Consider the following 24,889-nt stretch of genomic DNA (forward strand, 5'->3'; position numbering starts at 1 on the left):
ACCACGAGGTTGTGACTGATTGGCCCCGTGACGAAGCCGCTTTCATACCATATGTGCAGGTCTATGTTCGGAATAGATATCATCGACGCGGGACTTCTGCCTGCCATGTTCATCGCCATGATCGGCGGGTTGATTAGCTTTCTGTCACCCTGTGTGTTGCCGATTGTGCCACCCTATCTGGCCTATATGAGCGGTGTGACCATCAACGAAATGCAGGATGAGGCGCGGGCCCGACGCAAGGCGACGCTGTCTGCGCTGTTTTTTGTGCTGGGTCTGTCGACCGTCTTCTTGCTGCTGGGGTTCACTGCATCGGCCTTTGGGGCGTTTGTTCTGAAGAATCAGGAGCTTTTTGCCAAAGCTTCCGGCGCGGTGGTGATCATCTTTGGCCTGCATTTTCTGAACGTGTTCCGTATCCCGCTCTTGGATCGTGAGGCGCGGGTTGAAACTGGTGATTCCGGAGGGTCCGTATTTGGGGCCTATATTCTGGGTCTCGCCTTTGCCTTCGGGTGGACACCCTGCATCGGCCCGCAGCTTGGGGCGATCCTGTCACTTGCCGCGTCCGAGGCTTCGGTCGCGCGCGGCACGCTTCTGCTGGGCGTATATGCGGCAGGTTTGGGCATTCCGTTTCTGCTGGCAGCGATGTTCCTGAACCGCTCGATGCATGTGATGAATCGGATCAAGCCCTACATGGGTACGATTGAAAAGGTGATGGGGGGGCTGTTGCTGTTCGTTGGCATCATGCTGATTACTGGTCTGTTTACCGAATTCAGCTGGTGGCTGCTGGAAACTTTCCCGGCGCTGGCGGTCCTGGGCTGATCCATCTTACCTTGGCCGCAATGCTGCGTTAACCTGCGCAGCAGAAGGTAAGGCCATGAGCAGTCAGACAAAACAGCCACAGGTGCGCAGACGGCGGGTGTTCTACATCCCCGGCTACGACCCGATTCCTGCCCGGCGCTATCGTGAGCTGTATCGGACCGAATCCCACCAACAGGCTGCGATTTCAGGATATGAAATCTCTATTACGCCGAAATCAGGTGAGGGGCCGTTTGGTTGGCATGTCACCTCAACTCAGGACGGGGTTGAGGTGCAAACGGATATCGAGGTTCTGGTCTGGTCTGACATCGTGCGCGACAGCATGTCCGGTTCGATCCTGGGGACCTACCTGCAGCTTGCCCGTACGGCCTGGATTTATGTCTCAACCGGAACGCTGCGACGTCTTCGTAAGCTGAGAAAAGGGCCGGTGATTGCAGCGCTTTATCCTGTCGGGATGCTGCTGTTACAACTGCTTGCCGCATTGGGCGTCGTGGCCGGAGTAACGGCAGTACTGGGGATTTGGATTGGCGTTTGGGCACTGCTCTCAGCTCTGGCTTTCGCCTATTTGCTGTTGCGTTGGTTCCGGAAGATCGACAACCGCCTGTTTGCTTACTACCTGATGCATGACTACGCCTATTCCGCGCGATTGAATGGGGAAACGCCAGCGGTACTGCAGGATCGTCTGGATCAGTTCGCCGCGCTGATCAGCGCATCCTTGCAAGACAATGTGGATGAGGTTCTTGTGGTTGGCCACAGTTCCGGGGCGCATTTGGGCGTTTCGGTGTTGGCCGATGTCATCCGTGGCAATGGCCACGCGTCGGAAGGTCCGGCGCTTTCATTCCTGAGCCTGGGGCAGGTGGTCCCGATGGTGTCATTCCTGCCAGATGCCAGGAAACTGCGGGGCGATCTGCAATTTCTGTCAACTCAAGAAAATCTGACCTGGGTAGATGTCTCGGCCCCTGGCGATGGATGCTCCTTTGCGTTATGCGATCCGGTTGCGGTTTCCGGTGTGGCCGGGCCGGACAAGATCTGGCCCTTGGTCCTGTCTGCGGCTTTCACGCAGACATTGTCGCCTGAGCGTTGGCAGGCATTGCGCTGGAAATTCTTCCGGCTGCATTTCCAATATCTCTGTGCCTTTGATCAACCTGGCACCTATGACTATTTCCGCATCACCGCTGGGCCACAGACGCTGGGTGCGCGATTTGCGGGGCGGCAGCCGTCTAAAACGCGTATCGAAACCCCGGTTTCCAAATACAGAAACGTTAGCCCATGACGCCGCCCAAGCCAAAATCCCGCCCGGATGGTGTTTCATTATGGCGTTATCTGAAACTGTTTCGGCGGGATTTGCTCTCGGCGCAGCCTCAGCGCCTTTATCGCGCCTGGATGGCTGAGTTTCGCACGCCGTTCTTCCGATCTTACATGATCAACCAGCCTGATCTGATTGATACGGTCCTTAAGAAAAGACCGGATGATTTTCCAAAATCCAGTCGGATCAGCGAGGGGCTGCGGCCGTTGTTGGGTAACTCAGTATTCCTGACCAATGGCGAGACCTGGAAACGGCAGCGGCGCATCATTGATCCGGCCTTCGAGGGCGGTCGTCTGAAAGATACCTTTCCGGCCATGCGTGAGGCTGCCGAGGCCTGCGTAGCAAGACTGCGCGACAAAACAGGCCAGCAGATCGAATGTGAAGAAATCACCAGCCACGCCGCAGCCGATGTGATTTTTCGCACGTTGTTTTCTGTACCAATCGACAATGAAATCGCCACTGAGGTCTTTCAGAAATTCCGCGTCTATCAGCGCGCGCAGCCTTTGTTGAACCTGGCCGCTTTTGTGCCTCTCCCACACTGGTTGCCCCGGTTTCATTCCAGGAACACCCGCCAAAGTGCACAGGATATTCGCTCTCTGATTGGTCGGCTGACAGCAGAACGGGCGAACGCGATCGAACAGGGCCGGGCACCAGATGATCTGGCCACGAAGATCATGACCACGGCTGATCCCCATACAGGCAAGCGGTTCAGCACGGATGAGATGGTCGATCAGGTGGCGATCTTCTTTCTGGCAGGGCATGAAACCAGTGCCTCCGCCCTAGCGTGGACGCTGTACCTGATGGCGCTTTATCCCGAGTGGCAGGACAAGGTTGCATCCGAGGCAGAGGCGTTGGACGACCGCACATTCGCGGCCATGTCACGCCTCAAGGTCAGCAGGGATGTCTTCCGCGAGGCACTGCGCCTATATCCGCCTGTTCCGATGATGGTGCGGCAGGCCAGCTGTCCTGAACAGTTCCGGGGTCGCGAAATCCGCAAAGGCTCACAAATCGTCATAAGCCCCTGGCACCTGCACCGGCAGGAGAGGCTATGGGACAATCCGGATGCGTTCGACCCCGCCCGCTGGAGCACAGAGAATGGCAAGACCTGTCAGCGAGAGGCTTATATTCCGTTCTCAGCCGGCCCCCGCGTTTGTACAGGTGCTGGGTTTGCAATGGTTGAAGGGCCGTTGATCCTGTCTATGCTGCTACGTGCCTACAAATTCGAAACAATCCCGGGCAAAACACCTGTTCCCGTCGCACATCTGACTGTCAGATCAAAGGATGGCATCTGGTTGCGCATGGTTGAGCGCTAACAAACTACCATCCCCTCACGCCGTACTGTATTCGAAGGACAACGGAATCAGTTTTTACGGGAAAGCATTATGTCCAAAGCAGAACAGCGCGCGCAGATGTCCACAGGCGCAGGGTTTATCGCAGCACTGGATCAAAGCGGCGGATCAACACCAAAGGCGCTGGCGCTTTATGGCGTGGAAGCCTCGGACTATGGATCGGACGCCGAAATGTTCGGCGAGATCCAGAAGATGCGCGCGCGGATCATTCTGGCCGATGATTTCACCAAGGACAAAGTGATCGGCGCGATCCTGTTCGAACGCACGCTCGGTGAAGACATCCAAGGCCGCAAAGTGGCTGACTACCTGTGGTCGGTCAAAGGCATTGTGCCGTTTCTGAAAATCGACAAAGGCCTGGAGGATCAGGCAAACGGTGTTCAGTTGATGAAACCGATCCCCGGTCTGGCTGAAACTCTGGGTAAGGCCGATGGTGTGTTCGGCACCAAGGAACGCTCGGTCATCCACGAAGCAAATGCCGAAGGTATCGCTGCCGTGGTTGCGCAGCAATTCGACGTTGCACGCGAAGTTCTGGCCGCCGGGATGGTTCCCATTATCGAGCCCGAGGTGAACATCCATTCCGAAACCAAGGCCGAGGCCGAAGACATCCTGAAAGCTGAGATCGTCAAGAACCTCGACCAGCTGTCCGACGGGCAGGATGTGATGCTGAAACTGACGATCCCGAGTGCTGCGGGTCTTTATGACTCGGTCGCGGATCACCCGCGTGTTGTACGTGTTGTAGCGCTGTCTGGCGGCTATTCGACCGAACAAGCTTGTGATCTGCTGGATCAGAACAGTAAAATGATCGCATCCTTCTCGCGCGCGCTGACAGAAGGGCTGTCTAAGCAACAGTCTGATGCGGAGTTCAACGCAGCCCTGGGTGGGAATATCGACAAGATTTTCAAAGCTTCCTGCTAAGTCTCAGACGGGTTTGACAAAATCGCGGCGCATCTGCGCCGCTTTTTCCCGAAAGGCACAACCTTCTGCGTGATCGTTGATTAGCCCCATCGCTTGCATAAAGGCAAAGACGGTGGTGGGCCCCACGAACTTCCACCCGCGTTTTTTAAGATCTTTGGACATGGCGATGGATTCTGCTGAGGTTGACGCGGTTTGCGGCGGCGGAGGGGTTTCTGGCTCGAACCGCCAGACATAGGCCGCAAAGGAGCCTTCAGAGGCCGCTAGGTCCTGCGCGCGGCGGGCGTTGTTGATCACAGCTTTGATTTTGCCACGATGACGGATGATGCCAGTGTCCTGTAACAGGCGCTCGACATCTGCATCAGAAAACGCGGCCATCTTGTTGAAATTAAAATCACAAAAAGCCGCGCGAAAGTTCTCACGCTTGCGCAGGATCGTCAGCCAACTGAGACCGGACTGAAAGCTCTCGAGGCAGATTTTTTCGAACAACCGCTGGTCATCGGCCACTGGATAGCCCCACTCATTGTCGTGATAATCCAGAAATTCCGGCGCGGCCTTGGCCCAGGCACATCTGGGTTGAGCATCCGGCCCGATAAATGTGTCGCTCATGAATGTACCCTTTTTGTTCTCATTTGACGCTACACCTATCATGGCGCGGCTGACAAGGGTCAAAGCTTGTTGCGATACCAGTTTAGAATGAAAACACGGATGGCCGAGGCAAGGCCCGTTTCCGGGTCACGCTCGACATCAATCTCGGCGGCTAAAGAGTTGATGGGTTGATCTTTTTCAAGCGCGATATCGCGAAAAGCCCGCCAGAATTCATCCTCTAAAGACACCGATGTGCGATGTCCTTTGAGGGTCAGAGAGCGTTTGACAGGCCGACCGCTCATTCATCCAGCTCGTGATTGTCGAGATCGCGTTTCTGCTTGTCCTGCTGCAGTTTTACGACCACTTTTTCAACTTTGGTGCGCCCAAAGGCGACAGCGTTCTGATCTGCGCGGGCCTTTTCCTTGGCCCGCGCTTTTTCCTTTCGGTACCGGTTCAGATTAACCGGCTTGCCCATCAATCTTTCGGGCCGATCATCTGTTCTGGCCGAACAACGGCGTCAAAGGTCGCCTCATCCACAAAGCCCAGCGCGATGGCTTCTTCCTTAAGGGTGGTGCCGTTCTTATGCGCAGTTTTGGCGACCGTGGTGGCGTTGTCGTAGCCGATGGTCGGCGCCAATGCTGTTACCAGCATCAGCGATTCCTTCATCAGCTTGTCGATGCGCGGCTCGTTGGCCTTGATGCCCAGCAGCATCCGCTCGGTGAAGCTGTCGGCGGCATCGCCCAGCAGTTGGATCGACTGCAGCAGGTTATAGGACATCATCGGATTGTAGACGTTCAGCTCGAAATGACCCTGAGATCCCGCGAATGTCATGGCGGCGTTGTTGCCCATGACATGAGCTGCGACCTGTGTCAGTGCCTCGGCCTGTGTCGGGTTTACCTTGCCCGGCATGATCGACGAGCCGGGCTCATTCTCGGGCAGGATCAACTCGCCTAGACCGGATCGGGGGCCGGAGCCCAGGAAGCGGATGTCATTGGCGATCTTGTAGCAGCTGCCCGCAATCGTCGCCAAAGCGCCAGACAGGAAGACCATGGCGTCATGGGCGGCCAGCGCCTCGAACTTGTTGGGCGCTGTCACAAAGGGCAGGCTGGTGATCTCGGCCATGTGGCCGGCAACGGCTTCGCCCCAGCCGTTCTGCGTATTTAGCCCGGTGCCAACCGCCGTACCGCCCTGCGCCAGTTCATAAATCCCAGGCATCGCTGTATGAACGCGGGCGATCCCCTGACGGATCTGATGGGCGTAACCGCCGAATTCCTGACCCAGCGTCAAAGGCGTCGCGTCTTGCGTATGGGTCCGACCGATTTTGATGATATCTTTGAATTCCGCGGCTTTTTGTTCCAGGCCCGAAGCCAGCTTCTCAAGGCCGGGCAGCAGAACATCACGCACGCTCATGGCCGTGGCGATATGCATGGCAGTCGGGAATGTGTCGTTCGACGACTGGCCCATGTTGCAGTGATCGTTCGGGTGAACCGGGTCTTTGGAGCCGATAACGCCGCCCAAAATCTCGATCGCGCGGTTGGCGATGACCTCGTTTGAGTTCATGTTGGACTGCGTGCCCGAGCCGGTCTGCCAGACGACCAAAGGGAAGTTGTCGTCGAACTTGCCCTCAATCACTTCACCTGCGGCCTGAATGATCGCATCGGCGATCCTGGCATCCAGTTTGCCGGTTGCCTTGTTTTCAATCGCGCATGCTTTCTTGATCACGCCCAGCGCACGCACGATGGCCACGGGCTGTTTCTCCCACCCGATGGGGAAGTTCATGATCGAGCGCTGTGTTTGCGCGCCCCAATATTTATCGGCAGGAACCTCTAGCGGGCCAAAGCTGTCGGTTTCGGTGCGGGTCTGAGACATCGGGTACTCCGTCTGGTATGCAGTCGTATGCCGTTTAGCTGCCTTAAGCGTATCGCGCAATCGGCCAGTTGCGCGCACCTTAGCCCTAAGGCTGCCAAAGGTATAGCGCCGGGCTGCGTCATTTTGTTCTTGCAACAAGGGATTGTGGCATTGTGCAGCGATCATGCTTAGCTAGAATAAACAGGCTTCTGTTGAGGAGGACGAGATGCCCGGTACCCTAAGGTTTGTGCCCTTGAAATCCATGGCGGCGGTTTTGGTTGCAACTCTGTGGCTTGGGCTGCTGAACATTGCTGCCCATGCCGCCAATATCGAGCCCTTTGTCGGGGATTATATCGGATCGGCGAATGTGGTGGATGCGGATGGTACATCAACCCCCCGGGATATGAGCGTTTCCATCCACGACACTAAAAACGGGTTCAATGTCAGCTGGAAAACCACCACCTACAAGGCCGATGGGCGGGTGAAAGAGCAGAAATTCTCGATTGATTTCCAAACCTCCGAGCGGCCCGATGTGTTCTCGGCTGCGATGAAACGCAATGTATTTGGGCATGAGGTGCCACTGGACCCGATGCAGGGTGAACCCTTTGTCTGGGGCCGGATCGAAGGTGATACTCTGACCGTGTTTTCGCTGTTTATCAACGAATCCGGCGGGTACGAGTTGCAGCAATATGACCGGACATTGGCTGATGGCGGGCTGAACCTGTCATTCTCGCGCTTTATCGATGGGAAAAAATCGCGCTCAGTCGAAACTTTCCTGAAAAAGCAATAAACCCCGCGTTGCGGCGGGGTTTAGAAGACTATTTGCGGAAGCTGTCCAGCGAGACCACATCAGCGTCGTGATGTTCTTCGGGGTCTTCAACCTCGATCGTCTCTTCGACAAGTTCGTCCTCGTCCAATTCATCCTCGGGGCTTTCAAAGCGAAGGCCAAATTCAACTGAAGGATCAACGAATGTCTTGATCGCCGCGTAGGGGATATACAGCGGTTCGGGCGCGTCACCGAAATTTAGCGTGATGGCAAAACCGGTATCCCCGACCTCAAGGTTTTCGAACCAGTGCTGCATCACGATTGTCATCTCTTCGGGATAGCGCTCATGCAGCCATTCCGCGATTTGCACACCCGGTTCGCGGGTGTCAAAGGTAATGAAAAAGTGGTGGGCACCGGGCAGCCCGGTTTCGGACACATCGGTCAGAACAGTTTTGATAAGGCCGCGCATGGCGGTGTGCATCAGGTTTCCATAGTCAATGTCTTGCGACATGGGTCATCCTCGAAAGTGGTCGTCTCCAGCATAGGCGTTTTAACCGGAAACGAAAGAGCGGGAATCGATGGATTGATCAGAACAGATGCAGGCATATCCCTGCACCCATCATCAGCGTCAACACCGTGGCCATCCCCAGTTTTACCCTAAGAATCAACACCCCAGCTACAAATGTGAGCAACAGCGCGGTGAAGTCCAGTGATCCGAATCCCGGAACAGGAAGCGAAAGCGGGCCCCATTGAAACTGGGATATGTCATGGAACAAGACATTCAGGGCAAACCACAGTGACAGGTTCAGAATCACACCTACGACCGAGGCTGTGATTCCATGCAGCGCTGCGGCCAGCCGTGGTCTTGAAGCCAGCCGGTCCAGATAGGGGGCGGCTAGGAAAATCCAAAGAAAACAGGGCACAAACGTTGCCCATAGCGCCACCACACCTGCGGCGAGCGCCAACGAAAGCCCACCGCTAATTTGCCCCGTCAGCATCGCCACGAACTGAGTAACCAGGATCAGGGGTCCAGGGGTGGTTTCTGCAAGGCCCAGAGCATCGATCATTTGGCCCGTGCTGATCCAGTTGTACTGGTCCACGACGGTCTGAGTCATATAGGCCAGTACAGCATAGGCCCCACCAAAGGTCACAACGGCCAGACGAGCAAAGAACCAACCTAGATCGCTCAGCAATTGCTGCCCGGACAGCGACAGCGCAATCAGCGGCCCAAGCCACAGCGTCAGCCAGATCGCGGCAGTGCGAAAGGGATTGGCAAGAGTAGGGGCAGGAGGTGCTTGTTCTTGCGATGCAGAACCTCTGAATGAGGCATAGCCCCAACAAGCCGCTGCCAGAATAATTAGTGGAAACGGGATGTTGAACAGAAATATCCCCAGAAAACCCAAGGCTGCGAGAACGCGGTGCTGGGTGTCATTCAAAGCCTTGCGCGACAGGTTTCGCAGGGCTTGCAGAACGATAACGATCACGGTGGCCTTGATCCCAAGAAACCCTGCCTGAACCAGTGGCAGATCGCCAAAGGCCGCATAAAGCGCGACAAGAACCGCGATCACAAGGGCTCCTGGCAGTACAAACAGCGTTCCAGCGATCAATCCACCCATGACCCCGCGCAACCGCCAACCGGCATAGGTGGCAAGCTGCATGGCTTCGGGGCCCGGAAGCAACATGCATAGCGATAAGGCGCGCAGATAGGTTTGTTCATCCAGCCAGGGGCGGCGTTCGACCAGTTCCTGATGCATCAGCGAGATCTGAACGGCTGGGCCACCAAAGGACAGCAGCCCGATCCTGCCGAATACGCGTATCAGATCGCGGAGTGTTGGCGTCATGACTTCCGGTCCGTTGGCCAGTCGTGGGTTTCATCAAACCCGTCACGGGCCCAACGGTACAGCGCATCATAGAGATGCAGTCCCGCCTCAAGGTTTTGGTGATCGTCGCGGTATTGCCGGGACAAACCAACCGAAACCGCCAGTAAGCCAGCAGCCTCAGGGGCGAGGTCGTGGCGATTAGTATCAGCCGCCCGAACCACAGTCGAAAGCCGGTCGAGAGCATCCGATCGCAGGTATAGCTTGTCGAGTATGGTGTCGAACGTGCAGCGGTCGCCTTGATGGCTCCATTCTGTGTTTTCAACATCAAATGGCGTCGCGTTGAACTTTTCCGCGACGCTTTCAACTTCGGAGGGCGCGACGAATAAGAACTTAGCTTTCGGGTCAACAAAACGCCGGATCAGCCAGGGGCAGGCGATACGATCTATCTTTGGTCGGTGCCGCGTCACCCAGACAGTATGTCGATCTATTGAGTGCGGCAAAGATGCCGCTGGTATACGCAGATTTCCCGGCAAGTCCCGCCAGGCGTACATGCCACCTTCAAGATACTCAGCCTTGCAACCTTCGCCACGCAGCCACGAGACGATACCTTGGCTGAGTTTCTTACCCTTTTGGCAGATAATCACGCTGTCATGGTTCCCAACACGTTTTATCAGACCGTCAATATCGGAAGCCGGATGTCGGCCCGATCCGGGGATCAGAAACGGGTCGGCCTCAAAATCTTCGTCCACGCAGATATCGATAAGCATCGGGGCCTGAGGTGTTCCGATCAGACGCAACAGTTGCTTTGGGGTAATTGAGTTCGGCGATGCCATGGCATGTTTCCTTGCAATCTCGGATACATGCGAAACTTGGGCTGGCGCCTCACGGGGCGTTCGCAATCTTACCCCATGGCCCTTGCTAACGTGCAAGCAACCAAAGGGTCAAGATTGTACGGCGGTGACTTAGGCCCAATCCAACCGTTGGCCGGTCATACAAACGGGCAGCGTATCCTGTGGAAACTGACCAAGCTGTTCGAAAAGCGAGACAAAATCAAACTGATTGTAGGCCTCGACCATTTTGTCATCTTTGAAGCGCGCCATGACTTGGCCTGTCACCTCCAGCGGTGCGCCATTGTCGGCGCGGAAGGTTTTGACATGCAGGATTGCCGATACCCAGTTACCGTTTTCGATGATCTTGGGCATTTCAACAGAAATCTCACCCAGAATATGCCGAAATGCCATAACGAGATCGCGGAAGTCATCCGCACCGACCTGCATTTCAGGAATCAACCCTTCTGCCATTGTATCCGGTGCGAAATACTGATCGATCGCATCGGTATTTCCCTGTTCCCAAACCTCAGCATACCATGCTTTGAGGATATCAGTGTGAGTCATCCCGGCTCTCCTATCTGTTTGGAACGACAATCAGCAAAAGGGATGAAGAAACTCTAAATCTTTGCAGAAAAAGAATTAAACTCAGACATAAGATGTTTTGGAAATGCAGGTTTCTGTTGCCAGGTACCTGCGAACCCCGCCTTACACGGCTAGGCGCAAGGGCTTAAGTTTCGGTCTTGCTACTGCTTACGCAGCAACTGCAACCGGAGCACGATTGTCGTTTGCAATTGTACTAGTTTCGCCGATAACGGTGGCAGACAGCCGAGACAAAGCTAACCCCTTTAGACGTTCGTCGATCCTGTTTCGGCCCCAAAATCCCCAAACGAAGGATGGTTGGTGGAGCCGCCGGGTACCGCCCCCGGGTCCGATCCGCTTATTACGAGCGCGTTTATGTCCATAGTCCCGAAGGACATACCCTATATAGGTGAGGTTCCTTCGGGTTGCAAATCCCGAATAAATGAGCGCTGATCTTTATTTAACAGTATGTTACGCAGTTTTATTGAAGTTCGCTGCGATCAGCCAGATCGCCAACACAAGCTCGATTCCACCAAACGTTGCGGCTTTAACAAACGGTGGGTTGTCCAGCACAAGAGACACGAACCGCCCCAATGCAGCCCCGGCATAGACCACGCCCAGCATGGTATAGGCCATCGGCGCATTCAGCCAGATCACCGCGATCCCGGTAACAACAAACAACCCGCCGACCGAGGCGCGCATCTCGCTTAACCCCATTGTGCTGCCCGTTGGCACCAGATCCAACGCGTTGGCTGTGTAGGCCGGAGCCAGAAATCCAAAGAGACCAAAGCCGATTGTAAGCAACGCGGCAATAACGTTCAGGATGGTGATCATATCGGCCTCAGATTTTGTTCAGTCCGCTACAGATAATCTATTGGTTTGCAAAGGAAAGGTATTGTGTGTTCAGGCTGGCTTGCGCTTGCGTTCGGCCACATCCTGAGCCAGTTGCCGTGTATAGGTTTCCAGTTCGATCAACGCGGAATCGACGGTTTCAGCGTCCATGGCTTCTAGCGCATCTGCGATTTTTGTGTGGTAGGCGATTATCGCTTCGCGGGATCGGGCCGTGAAAGTGATCATATTCATCAGGGGCTGCATGGCCTCAACCGCACCGGCCAGTTGATAGGACAGAACGGGATTGTCGGCCCCATCTACAAGCGCCCGGTGAAAGGCCACATCTGATGCGCAGAACGCTTCGTCTGTCAGACCGGGCTGGGCTTGTCGAAAAATCTCGGCCCGCATCGTGGCCAGTTGATCCGCTGTGCGGCGCGTAGCCGACAGGGGCGCACAGGCCCGTTCCAGCGCGTACCGAGCCTCACACGCCGTGTCGAACCGCACCGCATTCATCGACAAAAGCAAAGTCGAGGTGGTGATCTGCTGAGAATACGCATCCTCAAAGCTGAGCCGATTGACAAAGGCTCCGCCCGTTGCCCCGCGTTGGGTGCGGATCAGTGACTGTGCTGCCAATCGTTTCAATGCCTCACGCACTGTTGGGCGCGACACCTGAAATTGCTCGGCAAGTTCCGCCTCGGATGGCAGGCGTTCATCGACGATCAACTGGCCGGAAATGATCGCATCCCGTATGGCCTGCGCGATTTGGGCAGATAGATCAGCCGGTTTCTGAGGATCGATTTTCATAATTACTTGCCCGATAGTCAGATTTTATTTGTCTGACATTTAAAAGTCTGACATTTGAAAAGCAAGAACTGAGTCGGGAGGGGCGCATGAGTCGCGCGGTTCTACGCACTGGAATGTGGCTGGGCTTTTACGCAGCCATCCTGTGGGCGTGGTGGATGATGTTCTCGATGAGCCGCGAGATGGATCTGGACTGGATCGGTCGGCCCGGTCCGATGGGTCAGGCCATGGCGGCGATGGACCCGCGGATGGACATGTATATGCCCATGGCCGAGTTCGGGCCGTTGTTTTGGATGTGGGCCATCATGATGGCAGCGATGATGCTGCCGACCCTGGTGCCAACCCTGCGCAGCTACGATGATCTGATACACAGCGCCAATGGAACGCGCGCCGGATGGCTGGGCGTGCTGGCTGGATATGCGGTCGTCTGGGTCGGATTTGCGGCTTTGATCACCGGGGTTCAACTTGTTTTGCTGTTCGGCGGGGTGGTCGATATGCTGGGGATTGCCAAATCCGGCTGGGTCGCCGGTGGGCTAATGATTGTTGTTGGCACATTCCAGTTCTCGCGCGTGAAAGAGGTGTGCCATGGGGTGTGCCACGCACCCATGACTTACTTTCTGGGACATTGGAAAACAGGCTTCACCGGCGGAGTGCGCATGGGCTTGGACCTAGGCACGTTCTGTGTCGGATGTTGCTGGGGTTTCATGGCGCTCGGCTTTGTGGGCGGCGTCATGAGCTTGCTTTGGATGGGTCTGGCGACTGTGTTCATGGTGTTGGAGAAATTGCCCCAGATCGGGCACCGCGTGACGCGGCCCATGGGGTTTCTATTGATTGCAGGTGGTGTGCTGTTACTGGCGTTCCCCCTGAGCTACGGAGGATAAGCGAATGGCTAAGAACAGAAAGATTGATGCCGACAGGCTTCCAATCAGCCAGCGGATCGACAGTCGGATGCCCAATCCCAAGCGGCGCGAGATGAGCCCGACGGAGTGGAATATCAAAGGCGAGCTGATCCTGAACTGTTCCTGCGATGTGTTTTGTCCCTGCGTGGTGTCATTGGGCGCACATCCCCCAACCGAGGGCCATTGCCATGCCTGGATGGGCGTGATCATCGACGAAGGCCACTACGAGGGCGAAGACCTCAGCGGTCTGAACGTGGGTCTGCTGGTCGATATTCCGGGTCGCATGGGCGAGGGGCAATGGAAGGTTGCCGCCTATGTTGATGAACGCGCCAGCGGCAAGGCCTATAACGGGTTGCTGCAGATCTTCAGCGGTCAAGCAGGTGGCACCACGGGTCTGTTTACCATGCTGGTGAGCGAGATTATCGGTGCTGAGCGAGCTCCGGTCCAGATCGAACGCGATGGGACCAAGCGCCGGATTGTGATCGGCCGTAAAATTCAGGGTGAGATTGAAATGCTGGCCGGGAAAGACCCCGAACATCCGGTGATGGTCTCGAATTCGAAATACTGGATGGGGCCGGACATCATCGTTGCACGCGGAGTCAAATCCAAGGTTCGGGACTATGGTCGCGTGTGGGATTTCGGTGGCAAATCCGCCGAGATTTGCCCGATCGACTGGCACGGACCAAAGTGATGATTACCGGAGCCTATGCCCGTGAAATGGCGCGGTATAATCATTGGCAAAACAACCAGTTGTCAGAGTTCCTTGAGGCGCTGACCGAAGAAGAGTTGACCCGCGAACGCGGTGCGTTTTTCGGCTCGATCTTGGGCACCGCGAACCATCTTCTCTGGGGCGACTGGATCTGGATGTCACGTTTCGACAAGGGCGACGGGCCAGAGGCCAATATTCACCGTCCCGGCGGTGGCATACATGAAAGCGTGTATCTGTGCCCTGATCTGGAAAGCTGGCTGAGCCTGCGAAACACTATGGACACCCGTATCTCAGACTGGGCAGAGACGCTGGGCAATGATCCCATATCAGGGCCATTTATCTGGTATTCAGCGTCAAAAGAGGCCGAAGTCACATTGCCTTATGCGCAATGCATCATGCACTTTTTCAACCATCAGACGCATCACCGTGGTCAGTTACACAAAATGCTGACCGAGACCGGCTCTGGCGCGCCGGTCAGCGATCTGTGTTTCATGCCAACGGAGGGCTGAATGCCGCAAATATCATTGTCTCGCCGTCTGCGGCGCACACCCTTCTCGGAAGGTGTCACGGCTGCAGGGGTCAAAGGCTATACGGTTTACAACCGTATGCTGTTGCCGACGGTGTTCGAAAGCGTCGAGGCAGACTACCGTCATCTCAAGTCCCATGTTCAAGTCTGGGATGTCTCGTGTGAGCGACAAGTGGAACTGCGCGGGCCGGATGCTGCGCGATTGATGCAGATGCTGACGCCGCGCGATCTGCGGGGTATGCTGCCGGGGCAGTGCTACTATGTGCCTATCGTGGATGAGACTGGCGGTATGCTGAACGATCCGGTGGCGGTGAAACTGTCTGAAGATCGTTGGTGGATATCCATTGCCGACAGCGATTTGCTGTTGTGGGTCAAAGGCTTGGCCAATGGCTATCGGCTGGACGTGCTGGTGGATGAGCCCGACGTATCGCCTCTGGCCATTCAGGGGCCCAAGGCAGACGAGCTGATGGCACGGGTGTTCGGGGACCGGGTGCGCGATATTCGGTTCTTCAAATTCGATATGTTCGAATTCGAGGGGCGCGATTTGGCCGTCGCCCGCTCGGGCTATTCCAAACAGGGCGGGTTCGAGATTTATGTCGAAGGCGGCGATATCGGGATGCCTCTGTGGAACGCGCTGTTCAACGCGGGCGAAGACCTGCAGGTGCGCGCCGGTTGCCCGAACCTGATCGAACGGATCGAGGGCGGGTTGTTGTCTTATGGCAATGACATGACAGACGACAACACGCCGCATGAATGCGGGTTGGGCAAGTTCTGTAACACGCACACGGCGATTGGCTGCGTGGGCAGGGATGCTTTGCTGCGCGTCGCCAAGGAAGGCCCGGTGCAGCAAATTCGCCCGATTGCGATTGAGGGTGATGCCGTGCCGCCTTGCGTTGAACCGTGGCCGGTTTATGCAGACGGAAAACAGGTTGGTCAGGTGACATCTTCCGCCTGGTCGCCTGATTTCACGACCAATGTTTCGATTGGGATGATGCGATTGAGCCATTGGGACACTGGGACCAAGCTTGAAGTGGAAACGCCTGACGGGATTCGGAACGCAACAGTACAGGGTCATTTTTGGATCTGACATGGGGGAAGGGGGCTCTGCCCCCGTCGCTGCGCGACTCCCCCGGGATATTTTGGGCCAGGTGAAGTGATGGGCCGGTCGAGAGAAAGCGAAAGGACTATAAACATGTTCAATGCGTTGGTTATGGACAAGGATGACGAAAGCGGGCTGGCGAGCGCGTCGGTTAAACAGCTTTCAACCGAGGATCTGCCGCATGGTGAAGTGACCGTTGCGGTGGAGTACTCGACGGTGAACTACAAGGACGGGCTTTGCCTGTCACCCAAAGGCGGTGGTCTGGTCCGGAATTACCCTCATGTACCCGGAATCGACTATGCCGGGACGGTCGAGGCCTCGTCGGATGCGCGCTACAAGCCGGGCGACAAGGTTGTTCTGACCGGTTGGCGCGTAGGAGAGGCCCATTGGGGCGGATATTCGCAAAAAGCCAATGCGCGGGCCGATTGGCTGGTTCCCTTGCCCGATGGTTTGGATGCCCGGCAGGCGATGGCAGTGGGTACGGCGGGTTTCACCGCGATGCTGGCTGTTATGGCGCTGGAAGATCATGGGCTGACACCTGATCGCGGGCCCGCTCTGGTGACCGGGGCCGCAGGGGGTGTCGGGTCAGTGGCGACCGCGATCCTTGGGCATCTGGGCTATGAGGTCGCGGCTGTGACCGGGCGGCCTGAGACCGGGGACTATCTGAAATCGCTGGGGGCAACGACGATTGTTCCGCGCGCAGAGCTCAATGAAATCACCAAACGCCCGTTGGAAAGCGAAACCTGGGCCGGGTGTGTTGACGCCGTTGGCGGTGACATGCTGGCGCGTGTTTTGGGTCAGATGAAATATGGCTGCTCGGTTGCGGCTGTGGGTCTGGCAGGCGGTGCGGCGCTGCCAACGACGGTGATTCCCTTCCTGCTGCGTGGTGTGAACCTGCTGGGCATCGACAGTGTGATGCAGCCCTATGACAACCGCGTTCGGGCCTGGCAGCGGATCGCGACCGACCTGCCGATGGAAAAACTCGAGGCGATGGTGCATCCCGCAACCTTGTCTGATCTGCCAGCACTTGGGGCAGATATTCTTAAAGGTCAGGTCAAAGGGCGCGTCGTAGTCGACGTGAACGCCTAATGTATGACAACAGCGAGGGTGGGTCAGGTTATCTGCCTGCCCTTGCTGATCAAAAGCCGGAGAAAAGGACCGAAACTCTGCTGGTCATTGCCGCAATTCCTGCCCATGATTGCTATACATCCCAAAGGCGATGGCGTAAGACCCATCCAAACAGCACTTGAAGACGGGGAGTGAGCAGCATGTCTGACGACTTCGAACTGGACACCGATGATCTGAAGCGCCGCATGGATGGTGCTATGTCCAACCTCAGAACCGAATTTGCCTCTTTGCGGACCGGGCGAGCCTCGGCTTCGATGCTGGAGCCGGTGATGGTCGACGCTTATGGGTCGATGACACCGATCAATCAGGTTGGAACAGTCAACGTGCCGGAACCGCGGATGGTGACGGTGAATGTTTGGGACAAGGGCCTTGTGGGCAAGGTCGAAAAAGCGATCCGCGAAAGTGGTTTGGGGATCAATCCCCAGCTGAATGGCACGATCATTATGCTGCCGATCCCTGAATTGAACGAAGAACGCCGTCGCGAGCTGGGCAAGGTTGCTGGGCAATATGCCGAAAGCGCGCGGGTTTCGATCCGAAATGTACGCCGCGATGGGATGGACCAGATCAAAAAGGCCAAATCGGATGGCATGTCCGAGGATGACCAGAAGTTCTGGGAAAGCGAAGTGCAGGACCTGACGGATGAGATGATCAAGGCTGTCGATACCGCACTTGAGACGAAACAGTCAGAAATCATGCAGGTCTGAGCCGGTCTTATGCCCAAAGATCCCCAAACCGAGCCAGGGTCTGGCCCGCGCCATGTGGCGATCATCATGGATGGTAACGGTCGCTGGGCGCAGGCACGTGGGCGGCCTCGGTTGTTCGGTCATCACGCGGGTGCGCGTCGGGTGCGCGAGGTGGTTGAAGCCTGTCCGGGGCTGGGCATCAAGTACCTGACCGTCTTTGCCTTTTCGACCGAGAACTGGAAACGTACGCAGGTCGAAGTGGCAGGGCTGATGAGCTTGTTTCGCCGCTATATCATCAAGGAAACCAAGACGCTGGCCGAAAATGGCATTCGCGTGCGGTTTATAGGGGATCGGGTGCGTTTGGATTCAAAGCTGACCGATCTTATGGATTCTCTGGAAGAAGAAACCAAAAACAACGATCTGGTGCATCTGACCGTCGCGCTGAACTACGGCGGCCGGGATGAGGTAGCGCGTGCGACCAAACGACTGGCCCGTGATGTGGCCGAAGGGCGCTTGCATCCCGATGATGTGGACGAAGAAACGCTGCCCAAATACCTGGATACACGGGTTCTGCCGGATCCTGATCTGGTGATCCGCACCAGTGGTGAGGCGCGCATCTCGAACTTCTTGCTGTGGCAATCCGCCTATTCTGAATACGAGTTCATCGACACGTTGTGGCCTGATTTCACCGCCGCCGAGCTGGAGCGCTTGTGCAACAACTTTGGATCACGTGAGCGGCGTTTCGGGGCAGTTATCGCATGAGCGATGGCCGATGGTCTGATCTGACGACGCGGGTTCTGTCTGCCATTGTGCTTGTCGCCATTGGTGCGATTGAAGTCTGGCTGGGCGGTATCTGGTTCGAAACCTTCATCGCGGTGGCCTGTGGGCTGATGGCATGGGAACTCGTTCGGATGATCGAGCCGCAGCGCACAAGCGTCGCGGTGCAATTGGGAATCCTGACCTGCGCGGTGGTGTTTGGCGTCGCAGAGCTTTGGCGTTTTGAATTTTCTCAGGTTTATACTCTGCCAATCGTTGCCGCGCTTGCTTTGGTTTCGGCCGGGCAGGTTAACCATTCCCGCGGGTTGTGCGCGGTTTTTATGCTGTGGATTGCCGGGGCAGGGCTGGGCTTTATTTCGATACGAGAGACGTTGGGTTTTACCGCGATGATCTGGCTGATTGCCTTGGTCGTGGCAACCGATGTCGCGGGGTATTTTGTCGGCAAGGCCGTGGGTGGCCCGAAATTCTGGCCCAAGGTCAGCCCCAAAAAAACATGGTCAGGTACAGCAGGGGGCTGGGCAGCTGCTGCCTTGGTTGGCATCCTGTTCGCCGTCCAGGGCGGGTTTGGCGTGATGTTTGTGGTGATTTCGGTGCTGGCTTCGATGGCCAGCCAGGCTGGCGACATTGCTGAAAGCGCGGTCAAACGCCGGTTTGGGGTCAAGGACAGCTCGAATCTGATCCCCGGTCATGGCGGGTTTCTGGATCGGTTTGATGGAATGATGGGTGCGGCGCTGTTCGTGCTTTTAGCGGGTTTGATCTATTCACCCGGGGCGATGTGATGCGCAAGGTTTCGATTTTCGGTGCGACCGGTTCGATCGGCCAGAACACAATTGATCTGATCGCCCGTGCGCCGGATCACTATGACGTGGTCGCCCTGACCGGGGGCGCCAATATCGCTCAGCTGGCTTCAGATGCCCGTCAGTTGCGTGCAGATATCGCTGTGACGGCTTATGAGGATCGGTTGCCCGACCTGCGTGATGCGCTGGAAGGCTCAGGTGTTGAAGCGGCCGCTGGTGCGCAGGCCCTGACCGAAGCAGCGACGCGGCCTGCAGATTGGGTCATGTCGGCCATCGTGGGCGCGGCCGGGCTGGCACCAGGGATCGAGGCGCTGAAGCAAGGCGCGACGCTGGCGCTGGCCAACAAAGAAACGCTTGTTTGTGCCGGGGCTTTGGTGCTGGACACAGCCAAAACGCATGGCGCGCGCCTGCTTCCGGTGGACAGTGAGCATTCAGCGGTTTTTCAAGCGCTTGTGGGCGAGGACATGAGCGCGGTTGAGCGGATCATCATCACGGCCAGTGGCGGGGCCTTTCGGGACTGGCCCGTCTCAGATCTGGGCAAAGCGACGGTTGAACAGGCCTCAAGCCACCCGAACTGGGATATGGGGCAGCGGATCACCATCGACAGCGCCTCGATGTTCAACAAGGCGCTTGAAGTGATCGAGACCAAAGAATTCTTTGGGTTAGACCCGCAGCGGATCGAAGTTCTGGTGCATCCCGAATCTATCGTGCATGCGCTGGTTGGGTTCCGGGATGGCGCGGTGATGGCCCATATGGGCGCGCCCGATATGCGCCACGCGATTGGCTATGCGCTGCACTGGCCGGACAGGCAAGGCCTGCCGGTCGAACGGCTTGACCTGGCGGCGATTGGCCAGCTGAACTTTCAAAAGCCCGATCTGGCCCGTTACCCCGCGCTTCGGCTGGCGTGGGATGTCATGGAACGCGGAGGATTGTCGGGCGCGGTTTTCAACGCCGCTAAAGAGCGGGCGCTGGATCATTTCATCGCGCGTCGGATCGGATTTCTGGACATGGCAGATTGTGTCGCCATGGTTCTGGACAGATTTGATGCGGAACAATGTCTTATTGATGCCCCTTTGACACTTGATAACGTACAGCAAACGGACCATCTGGCACGGCAATGGGCAGATGACGCCGTGCACAAACGAGCAGGATAGAATATTGGACGTACTTTCCCTGATCCCGCAATTCGGCAATTTGCTTTGGACGATTGTGGCCTTTGTGATCGCTTTGTCCGCCATCGTGGCTGTGCACGAGTACGGGCATTATATCGTTGGTCGCTGGTCCGGCATTCATGCAGACGTGTTTTCCATAGGGTTCGGCCCGGTGTTATGGAGCCGGTTCGACAAGCGTGGCACAAAATGGCAGATCGCGCTGCTGCCGTTTGGGGGCTACGTCAAATTCAAGGGCGATTCCAACGCGGCCTCGGGTAAGGACGAAGAGGCGATGGAAGAAATCGCCGAACAAAGCCCGGAAGAGCTGCGCAGTACCATGCATGGCGCACCGCTCTGGGCCCGTGCTGCAACCGTTGCAGCGGGTCCGGTATTCAACTTTGCCATGTCGATCATCGTCTTCGGGATGATCTTTTGGTCGCAAGGCGTCTCGCGCGAACCTCTGACAGTGGGTGAATTGCAACCTTTGCCGGGAACCGTTCAAGGCCTTCAGGTTGGCGATGAGATCGTCGCGATTGCCGGTATCACCACGCCTGATTTCGATGAGGAAAGCAACTGGAGCGAATTCACCGGATCGCTGCCTGTTGAACCTGTTCTGGACTATACCGTAATCCGCGATGGTGAGACGCTGGATGTCGAAGCGCCTTGGTTGTTCCCGCCGCTGATCCGTCAGGTTGCACCCCGCAGTGCCGCGATGGATATCCAATTGGAACAGGGGGATGTAATCACCGCCGTTAATGGGCAGCCAATCTTCGCCTTCGACCAGCTTAAGGAATTTGTCGAAAGTTCGGATGGACGCGTATTGCTGCTGAACGTCTGGCGCGATGGGGCTGATCTGGAATTTGCTCTGGCCCCGCGACGCACAGATGAACCGCAATCCGAAGGCGGCTTTGTCACCCATTGGCGTATCGGGATCGTAGGCGGCATGATGCTGGAACCTGCGACCCAACCCGCTGGCATCTGGGATTCGCTGACCGGAGGTGTTAGGCAGACCATCCGCATTATCGACGGATCGCTGTCGGGGATGTGGCATATGATTACTGGCGCGATCAGCACCTGCAATATCTCTGGCCCGATTGGTATTGCCGAAACCTCGGGTGCCATGGCCAGTCAGGGTGCGCAGAACTTCATCTTCTTTATCGCGGTTTTGTCGACCGCGGTTGGTTTGCTGAACCTGTTCCCAATTCCGGCTTTGGATGGCGGGCACCTTGTCTTTTATGCCTATGAAGCCGTCGCTGGAAAGCCACCCAGTGACCGAGCGCTGCGAATTTTGATGACGGTGGGAATTACCCTGATTCTTAGCCTGATGCTGTTTTCGGTAACAAACGATTTGTTCTGCTGATTGTGACGTCTCGCGCACAACAAAGCCGCATTCTTGCCTCAATCTGACGTTAGTATTTTCGCCAGATTGAGGGCGATCCATGACACAAGCACTGCGCAAATCATATAAAAGCTTCAGTTTCCTGTTCATGCTGAACTGGGATGTGTTGCTGAGTTTTGCAGTCACCGCTTTGGCCCTTGGTTTAGGTGCTTATCTGGCCGGTTTCTGATTCTGGCCCAGCGTATCGGCGCAAGACAAAGGTAATCAAATGCCAGTTGGGCATTTTGGCCTTTTGACAAGCACATCCAGACCCGTTACTCAGCATTAAAGTCTTAGAATTCTGGGTTGAGATAAAAATGACCGACGGGCGAGGCGCGGGCACATCCTGCGGGGGGCGTAAGTCTTCAAACAAGATTTTGTGGCAAACGCTCACGTTTCTTTTCCTTTTTGTTGCGGCAAGTTTACTGGCACTGCCAAACGTTGCGACCGCGCAAAGTTTCACGATCAATTCGTTTGACGTAGATGGAAACCGGCGTATCGAGACCGGTACGATCATCGCCAGAACCGGGATCGAACCGGGCCAGACGGTGACAAGCGGTCAGCTGAACGACGCCTATCAGCGTTTGCTTGACAGTGGTGTTTTTGAAACAGTCGAATTGACACCACGCGGCACGACCCTGGTGATCGAGGTTCAGGAATACCCAACAATCAACCAGATCAGTATCGAGGGGAATCGGCGTGTCAAAGACGACGTCTTGCTCGAAGTGATTTCATCGCAGCCCCGTCGGGTGTTTACGCCTCAGGCCGCCGAGGCCGACTCCGATCTGATCGCCGAGGTTTACTCGGCGCAGGGGCGTGTGGCGGCGACTGTGATTCCGCGCATCATCCGCCGTAGCGAAAACCGGGTTGATTTGGTGTTCGAAGTCTCTGAAGGCACCACGATTGAGGTCGAGCGTGTCAGCTTTGTCGGCAATCGCGCCTATTCTGATCGCCGCTTGCGCCGCGTGTTGGAGACGAAACAGGCCACCATCCTGCGTACGTTCTTTCGCAGCGATACATTCATCGGCGACCGGATCGAATTCGACAAGCAGGTCATTCGTGATTTCTACCTATCGCGCGGCTATATCGACTTCCGTGTAAACAGTGCCAATGTAGAGTTCACGCGCGAACGCGATGCGTTCTTCCTGGTGATGAATGTAACCGAGGGACAGCAATTCTCATTCGGCAAAATCACAACGGTAAGTGAAATCCCTGGCGTGGACCCGGCAGCCTATCAGGACGCGCTAAAGATCAAGCCCGGCGTGACTTATTCTCCTACGCTGATCGAAAATTCGATCGCTCGGCAGGAACGGTTGGGCGTGAAACAGGGCGTCGATTTTCTTCGGGTCGAGCCGCGTGTCACCCGGAATGATCGCGACCTGACACTGGATATCGAATTCGTACTCAGCAAAGGCCCGCGCGTCTTTGTGGAACGGATTGATATCGAAGGGAACACAACAACGCTGGATCAGGTGATCCGTCGTCAGTTTGACACTGTCGAAGGTGATCCGTTCAATCCGCGAGCGATCCGTCAGGCGTCAGAGCGCATCAACGCTTTGGGTTTCTTTGCCACAGCGAGTGTTGAGCCGCGCGAAGGGTCAAGCCCAAGCCAGGTTATTTTGGACGTGGATGTTGAAGAACAGCCCACGGGTTCGCTTTCGCTGGGCGGTAGCTACTCGGTATCGGACGGTATCGGACTTGCTGTTGCATTGAACGAATCCAATTTCCTTGGCCGTGGTCAGAATCTTGGTTTTTCCATCTCGACCGCGCAGGAATCCGAACAGTACACCATCAATTTTACAGAACCTTACCTGTTAGGTCGTAGATTACGCTTTGATCTTGGACTTGGTCTCTCAGGGACCAACTCCGGTTTTGCGAGCTACGACACCCAGCGCCTATTCTTTAATCCCCAGTTGACCTACTCGATAGGGGAGCTGTCCGCATTGCGCCTTCGCTATGGCTGGGAACGCAGCGAGATGACGCAGCAGGATGATGAGATCAACGGTGCTGTTATTTCGTCTGAAATCGCACAGGGAAAACGAACCAGCAGTTCGATTGGCGTGTCGTATATCTATGATAGCCGCATCGGTGGTTTGAACCCAAATGCAGGCGTTTTGTTCGAGGTCGGTGTGGATGCGGCGGGTCTGGGTGGCGACAATGAGTTTTTTAAGACGACGGCACGCGGTATCGCGCAGACGCGCATCCTAAGCGAAGAGGTCGTTTTGCGCGCCACACTTGAAATGGGTGCACTACACTGGAGAGGGGACGACTTTAGCCGCACAGTTGACCGTTTCTTGTTGGGGCCCAGCGTCTTCCGTGGGTTTGAACCCGCCGGCCTTGGCCCCCGTGATCTATCCAATGGTCAGGATGACGCCATTGGTGGCAATTATTACTGGGTTGCGCGCTTCGAGTCGGACTTCCCATTGGGCTTGCCCGAAGAATTGGGTCTGCGCGGGGGTGTGTTCTACGATATTGGCAATCTCTACAATATCAGCAACGTCAACACCGCCGGCGCGGATATCGTCGGTGCAAACGGATCGATCCGTCAGGTTATCGGCGTGTCCGTCCTGTGGGAAACACCCTTCGGTCCGCTGCGATTCAACTTCTCGCATGCTTTGAAGAAAGAAGAGTTCGATAAAGAACGCAGCTTTGATCTGACCGTTCAGGCCAGGTTCTGATCTTTCATGGCTGATTACGGTTTCAACCTCCTACAGGGCCCCCTTCGGGCCCTGTGTGTTTTTCTAGCCTGCGCTTGGTCTATCCCCGGTTTTGCACAGCAGTTGGGTGTGACCCAAAGCGAAGTCGTAACGATCTCTAGTGATCGCTTGTTTACGGAATCCCAATTTGGTCAGCGCGTCCTACGCGAGATTGAACAGGAAGGCGCGTTGCTGGGCGAGGAAAATGAACGCATCGTCGCTGAACTGAGCACTGAAGAAAAAACTCTGACTGAGAAGCGTAGCGAACTGACGCCGGAAGAGTTTCGCCCCTTGGCTGAAGCGTTTGATATCAAAGTGCAATCTCACCGCGAAGGTCAGCGGGCCAAACTGGACGCTTTGGCCCGTCTCAGCGAAGACAGTCGGCAACAGTTTTACGAACTGGCGCGCCCGGTTCTGATCGATATTCTGCGGGAAAGCGGCGGCTCGATCATTCTGGAACGCTCAAGTGTGCTGCTCAGCTCGGACGCATCGGACATCACCGATGTTGCGATAGACCGGATCAATGCGGTCATCGGGGATGGAACCGGCTTGCAGGACGGACAAGGCGAATAAACAGGTTTGCTTGCCCTTACGCGCCTGTAT

Annotated in this window: 28 protein-coding genes and 1 other RNA gene; 18 read left to right on the forward strand and 11 right to left on the reverse strand. The window is 56.2% G+C overall.

Features of this window, described 5'->3' with window-relative positions; translation table 11 throughout:
• The first annotated feature begins 63 nt into the window (after window positions 1-63).
• From ACR0DH_RS10940 to ACR0DH_RS10955, 4 genes are all read left to right on the forward strand, one after another.
• Window positions 64-816, forward strand: a complete 753-nt coding sequence (locus ACR0DH_RS10940) for a cytochrome c biogenesis CcdA family protein (protein ID WP_480549331.1) — start codon at window positions 64-66, stop codon at window positions 814-816.
• Window positions 817-871: 55 nt separating this feature from the next.
• Complete coding sequence (locus tag ACR0DH_RS10945; RefSeq protein WP_480541603.1) at window positions 872-2,086, forward strand: hypothetical protein; 1,215 nt, start codon at window positions 872-874, stop codon at window positions 2,084-2,086.
• The gene (locus ACR0DH_RS10950; protein ID WP_480549329.1) at window positions 2,083-3,432 is read left to right on the forward strand and encodes a cytochrome P450; all 1,350 of its coding nucleotides are present in this window, start codon (window positions 2,083-2,085) and stop codon (window positions 3,430-3,432) included. The genes ACR0DH_RS10945 and ACR0DH_RS10950 overlap by 4 nt, the downstream gene beginning before the upstream one ends.
• Window positions 3,433-3,501: 69 nt before the next feature.
• Entirely contained in the window at window positions 3,502-4,383 is an 882-nt protein-coding gene (locus tag ACR0DH_RS10955) for a fructose bisphosphate aldolase (protein WP_480549327.1), read from the forward strand.
• Window positions 4,384-4,386: 3 nt separating this feature from the next.
• Here ACR0DH_RS10955 and ACR0DH_RS10960 read toward each other — a convergent pair whose 3' ends face one another.
• The 4 genes from ACR0DH_RS10960 to fumC are packed head-to-tail and all read right to left on the reverse strand — an operon-like array spanning window position 4,387 to window position 6,837.
• Window positions 4,387-4,989: a DNA-3-methyladenine glycosylase I gene (locus ACR0DH_RS10960; RefSeq protein WP_480549325.1), complete on the reverse strand. Its 603-nt coding sequence runs from the start codon at window positions 4,987-4,989 to the stop codon at window positions 4,387-4,389.
• Window positions 4,990-5,048: 59 nt separating this feature from the next.
• Window positions 5,049-5,270 carry a ribbon-helix-helix domain-containing protein gene (locus ACR0DH_RS10965; RefSeq protein ID WP_480549323.1) on the reverse strand — a complete coding sequence of 74 codons (222 nt, stop codon included), beginning with the start codon at window positions 5,268-5,270 and terminating at the stop codon, window positions 5,049-5,051.
• A complete protein-coding gene (locus ACR0DH_RS10970) occupies window positions 5,267-5,443 on the reverse strand; it encodes a DUF4169 family protein (RefSeq protein ID WP_480549321.1) in 177 nt (58 codons plus the stop codon). Before ACR0DH_RS10970 ends, ACR0DH_RS10965 begins: the two co-directional genes overlap by 4 nt.
• Window positions 5,443-6,837 carry a class II fumarate hydratase gene (fumC, locus tag ACR0DH_RS10975; protein ID WP_480549319.1) on the reverse strand — a complete coding sequence of 465 codons (1,395 nt, stop codon included), beginning with the start codon at window positions 6,835-6,837 and terminating at the stop codon, window positions 5,443-5,445. Before fumC ends, ACR0DH_RS10970 begins: the two co-directional genes overlap by 1 nt.
• Before the next feature lie 205 nt (window positions 6,838-7,042).
• Here fumC and ACR0DH_RS10980 point away from each other — a divergent pair, with 205 nt between their 5' ends.
• The gene (locus ACR0DH_RS10980; RefSeq protein ID WP_480549317.1) at window positions 7,043-7,606 is read left to right on the forward strand and encodes a hypothetical protein; all 564 of its coding nucleotides are present in this window, start codon (window positions 7,043-7,045) and stop codon (window positions 7,604-7,606) included.
• A gap of 28 nt (window positions 7,607-7,634) precedes the next feature.
• Here ACR0DH_RS10980 and ACR0DH_RS10985 read toward each other — a convergent pair whose 3' ends face one another.
• The 7 genes from ACR0DH_RS10985 to ACR0DH_RS11015 all read right to left on the reverse strand — a co-directional run bounded on the left by ACR0DH_RS10985 (window position 7,635) and on the right by ACR0DH_RS11015 (window position 12,446).
• Window positions 7,635-8,093, reverse strand: a complete 459-nt coding sequence (locus ACR0DH_RS10985) for an SspB family protein (RefSeq protein ID WP_480549315.1) — start codon at window positions 8,091-8,093, stop codon at window positions 7,635-7,637.
• A 76-nt stretch (window positions 8,094-8,169) separates the two neighbouring features.
• Complete coding sequence (chrA, locus tag ACR0DH_RS10990) at window positions 8,170-9,423, reverse strand: chromate efflux transporter (RefSeq protein ID WP_480549313.1); 1,254 nt, start codon at window positions 9,421-9,423, stop codon at window positions 8,170-8,172.
• A complete protein-coding gene (locus ACR0DH_RS10995) occupies window positions 9,420-10,235 on the reverse strand; it encodes a chromate resistance protein ChrB domain-containing protein (protein WP_480549312.1) in 816 nt (271 codons plus the stop codon). Before ACR0DH_RS10995 ends, chrA begins: the two co-directional genes overlap by 4 nt.
• A 129-nt stretch (window positions 10,236-10,364) precedes the next feature.
• On the reverse strand, window positions 10,365-10,796 hold the full coding sequence (locus ACR0DH_RS11000; RefSeq protein ID WP_480541584.1) for an ester cyclase: 432 nt from the start codon (window positions 10,794-10,796) through the stop codon (window positions 10,365-10,367).
• 102 nt (window positions 10,797-10,898) lie between these two features.
• Window positions 10,899-11,246, reverse strand: a transfer-messenger RNA (tmRNA) gene (gene ssrA / locus ACR0DH_RS11005).
• Window positions 11,247-11,282: 36 nt separating this feature from the next.
• Complete coding sequence (locus tag ACR0DH_RS11010) at window positions 11,283-11,645, reverse strand: DUF4345 family protein (protein WP_480549310.1); 363 nt, start codon at window positions 11,643-11,645, stop codon at window positions 11,283-11,285.
• 69 nt (window positions 11,646-11,714) lie between these two features.
• The gene (locus ACR0DH_RS11015) at window positions 11,715-12,446 is read right to left on the reverse strand and encodes a FadR/GntR family transcriptional regulator (protein ID WP_480549308.1); all 732 of its coding nucleotides are present in this window, start codon (window positions 12,444-12,446) and stop codon (window positions 11,715-11,717) included.
• Between the two features lie 86 nt (window positions 12,447-12,532).
• Here ACR0DH_RS11015 and ACR0DH_RS11020 point away from each other — a divergent pair, with 86 nt between their 5' ends.
• The 13 genes from ACR0DH_RS11020 (at window position 12,533) to ACR0DH_RS11080 (ending at window position 24,859) form a co-directional block, all read left to right on the forward strand.
• Entirely contained in the window at window positions 12,533-13,324 is a 792-nt protein-coding gene (locus ACR0DH_RS11020) for a DUF2182 domain-containing protein (RefSeq protein WP_480549306.1), read from the forward strand.
• A gap of 4 nt (window positions 13,325-13,328) precedes the next feature.
• A complete protein-coding gene (locus ACR0DH_RS11025; RefSeq protein ID WP_480549304.1) occupies window positions 13,329-14,033 on the forward strand; it encodes a DUF1326 domain-containing protein in 705 nt (234 codons plus the stop codon).
• Window positions 14,033-14,560: a DinB family protein gene (locus tag ACR0DH_RS11030; protein WP_480549302.1), complete on the forward strand. Its 528-nt coding sequence runs from the start codon at window positions 14,033-14,035 to the stop codon at window positions 14,558-14,560. Before ACR0DH_RS11025 ends, ACR0DH_RS11030 begins: the two co-directional genes overlap by 1 nt.
• Window positions 14,561-15,664: a dimethylsulfoniopropionate demethylase gene (locus ACR0DH_RS11035; RefSeq protein ID WP_480549300.1), complete on the forward strand. Its 1,104-nt coding sequence runs from the start codon at window positions 14,561-14,563 to the stop codon at window positions 15,662-15,664.
• A gap of 105 nt (window positions 15,665-15,769) precedes the next feature.
• Window positions 15,770-16,765, forward strand: a complete 996-nt coding sequence (gene acuI, locus ACR0DH_RS11040; protein ID WP_480549298.1) for an acryloyl-CoA reductase — start codon at window positions 15,770-15,772, stop codon at window positions 16,763-16,765.
• 179 nt (window positions 16,766-16,944) lie between these two features.
• The gene (frr, locus tag ACR0DH_RS11045) at window positions 16,945-17,508 is read left to right on the forward strand and encodes a ribosome recycling factor (RefSeq protein WP_480498213.1); all 564 of its coding nucleotides are present in this window, start codon (window positions 16,945-16,947) and stop codon (window positions 17,506-17,508) included.
• A gap of 9 nt (window positions 17,509-17,517) precedes the next feature.
• Window positions 17,518-18,249: an isoprenyl transferase gene (locus ACR0DH_RS11050; RefSeq protein ID WP_480549296.1), complete on the forward strand. Its 732-nt coding sequence runs from the start codon at window positions 17,518-17,520 to the stop codon at window positions 18,247-18,249.
• Window positions 18,246-19,043, forward strand: a complete 798-nt coding sequence (locus ACR0DH_RS11055; RefSeq protein WP_480549294.1) for a phosphatidate cytidylyltransferase — start codon at window positions 18,246-18,248, stop codon at window positions 19,041-19,043. The genes ACR0DH_RS11050 and ACR0DH_RS11055 overlap by 4 nt, the downstream gene beginning before the upstream one ends.
• Complete coding sequence (gene dxr / locus ACR0DH_RS11060; protein ID WP_480549292.1) at window positions 19,043-20,215, forward strand: 1-deoxy-D-xylulose-5-phosphate reductoisomerase; 1,173 nt, start codon at window positions 19,043-19,045, stop codon at window positions 20,213-20,215. Before ACR0DH_RS11055 ends, dxr begins: the two co-directional genes overlap by 1 nt.
• A 4-nt stretch (window positions 20,216-20,219) precedes the next feature.
• Entirely contained in the window at window positions 20,220-21,572 is a 1,353-nt protein-coding gene (gene rseP / locus ACR0DH_RS11065; protein ID WP_480541566.1) for an RIP metalloprotease RseP, read from the forward strand.
• A gap of 79 nt (window positions 21,573-21,651) precedes the next feature.
• On the forward strand, window positions 21,652-21,780 hold the full coding sequence (locus ACR0DH_RS11070) for a hypothetical protein (protein ID WP_480541564.1): 129 nt from the start codon (window positions 21,652-21,654) through the stop codon (window positions 21,778-21,780).
• Window positions 21,781-21,907: 127 nt separating this feature from the next.
• The gene (gene bamA, locus ACR0DH_RS11075) at window positions 21,908-24,268 is read left to right on the forward strand and encodes an outer membrane protein assembly factor BamA (protein ID WP_480549290.1); all 2,361 of its coding nucleotides are present in this window, start codon (window positions 21,908-21,910) and stop codon (window positions 24,266-24,268) included.
• A 108-nt stretch (window positions 24,269-24,376) separates the two neighbouring features.
• Window positions 24,377-24,859, forward strand: coding sequence for an OmpH/Skp family outer membrane protein (locus tag ACR0DH_RS11080; protein WP_480541560.1), 483 nt, complete (start codon window positions 24,377-24,379; stop codon window positions 24,857-24,859).
• Window positions 24,860-24,889 lie beyond the last annotated feature (30 nt).

This window comes from Ruegeria sp. I1 (assembly GCF_056532675.1).

Excerpts from the sequence above, each read along its gene's own strand:
- ACR0DH_RS10940 (WP_480549331.1), top strand. The coding sequence starts at position 64 with ATGTTCGGAATAGATATCATCGACGCGGGACTTCTGCCTGCCATGTTC.
- ACR0DH_RS10945 (WP_480541603.1), top strand. The coding sequence starts at position 872 with ATGAGCAGTCAGACAAAACAGCCACAGGTGCGCAGACGGCGGGTGTTC.
- ACR0DH_RS10950 (WP_480549329.1), top strand. The coding sequence starts at position 2,083 with ATGACGCCGCCCAAGCCAAAATCCCGCCCGGATGGTGTTTCATTATGG.
- ACR0DH_RS10955 (WP_480549327.1), top strand. The coding sequence starts at position 3,502 with ATGTCCAAAGCAGAACAGCGCGCGCAGATGTCCACAGGCGCAGGGTTT.
- ACR0DH_RS10960 (WP_480549325.1), bottom strand. The coding sequence starts at position 4,989 with ATGAGCGACACATTTATCGGGCCGGATGCTCAACCCAGATGTGCCTGG.
- ACR0DH_RS10965 (WP_480549323.1), bottom strand. The coding sequence starts at position 5,270 with ATGAGCGGTCGGCCTGTCAAACGCTCTCTGACCCTCAAAGGACATCGC.
- ACR0DH_RS10970 (WP_480549321.1), bottom strand. The coding sequence starts at position 5,443 with ATGGGCAAGCCGGTTAATCTGAACCGGTACCGAAAGGAAAAAGCGCGG.
- fumC (WP_480549319.1), bottom strand. The coding sequence starts at position 6,837 with ATGTCTCAGACCCGCACCGAAACCGACAGCTTTGGCCCGCTAGAGGTT.
- ACR0DH_RS10980 (WP_480549317.1), top strand. The coding sequence starts at position 7,043 with ATGCCCGGTACCCTAAGGTTTGTGCCCTTGAAATCCATGGCGGCGGTT.
- ACR0DH_RS10985 (WP_480549315.1), bottom strand. The coding sequence starts at position 8,093 with ATGTCGCAAGACATTGACTATGGAAACCTGATGCACACCGCCATGCGC.
- chrA (WP_480549313.1), bottom strand. The coding sequence starts at position 9,423 with ATGACGCCAACACTCCGCGATCTGATACGCGTATTCGGCAGGATCGGG.
- ACR0DH_RS10995 (WP_480549312.1), bottom strand. The coding sequence starts at position 10,235 with ATGGCATCGCCGAACTCAATTACCCCAAAGCAACTGTTGCGTCTGATC.
- ACR0DH_RS11000 (WP_480541584.1), bottom strand. The coding sequence starts at position 10,796 with ATGACTCACACTGATATCCTCAAAGCATGGTATGCTGAGGTTTGGGAA.
- ACR0DH_RS11010 (WP_480549310.1), bottom strand. The coding sequence starts at position 11,645 with ATGATCACCATCCTGAACGTTATTGCCGCGTTGCTTACAATCGGCTTT.
- ACR0DH_RS11015 (WP_480549308.1), bottom strand. The coding sequence starts at position 12,446 with ATGAAAATCGATCCTCAGAAACCGGCTGATCTATCTGCCCAAATCGCG.
- ACR0DH_RS11020 (WP_480549306.1), top strand. The coding sequence starts at position 12,533 with ATGAGTCGCGCGGTTCTACGCACTGGAATGTGGCTGGGCTTTTACGCA.
- ACR0DH_RS11025 (WP_480549304.1), top strand. The coding sequence starts at position 13,329 with ATGGCTAAGAACAGAAAGATTGATGCCGACAGGCTTCCAATCAGCCAG.
- ACR0DH_RS11030 (WP_480549302.1), top strand. The coding sequence starts at position 14,033 with ATGATTACCGGAGCCTATGCCCGTGAAATGGCGCGGTATAATCATTGG.
- ACR0DH_RS11035 (WP_480549300.1), top strand. The coding sequence starts at position 14,561 with ATGCCGCAAATATCATTGTCTCGCCGTCTGCGGCGCACACCCTTCTCG.
- acuI (WP_480549298.1), top strand. The coding sequence starts at position 15,770 with ATGTTCAATGCGTTGGTTATGGACAAGGATGACGAAAGCGGGCTGGCG.
- frr (WP_480498213.1), top strand. The coding sequence starts at position 16,945 with ATGTCTGACGACTTCGAACTGGACACCGATGATCTGAAGCGCCGCATG.
- ACR0DH_RS11050 (WP_480549296.1), top strand. The coding sequence starts at position 17,518 with ATGCCCAAAGATCCCCAAACCGAGCCAGGGTCTGGCCCGCGCCATGTG.
- ACR0DH_RS11055 (WP_480549294.1), top strand. The coding sequence starts at position 18,246 with ATGAGCGATGGCCGATGGTCTGATCTGACGACGCGGGTTCTGTCTGCC.
- dxr (WP_480549292.1), top strand. The coding sequence starts at position 19,043 with ATGCGCAAGGTTTCGATTTTCGGTGCGACCGGTTCGATCGGCCAGAAC.
- ACR0DH_RS11070 (WP_480541564.1), top strand. The coding sequence starts at position 21,652 with ATGACACAAGCACTGCGCAAATCATATAAAAGCTTCAGTTTCCTGTTC.
- bamA (WP_480549290.1), top strand. The coding sequence starts at position 21,908 with ATGACCGACGGGCGAGGCGCGGGCACATCCTGCGGGGGGCGTAAGTCT.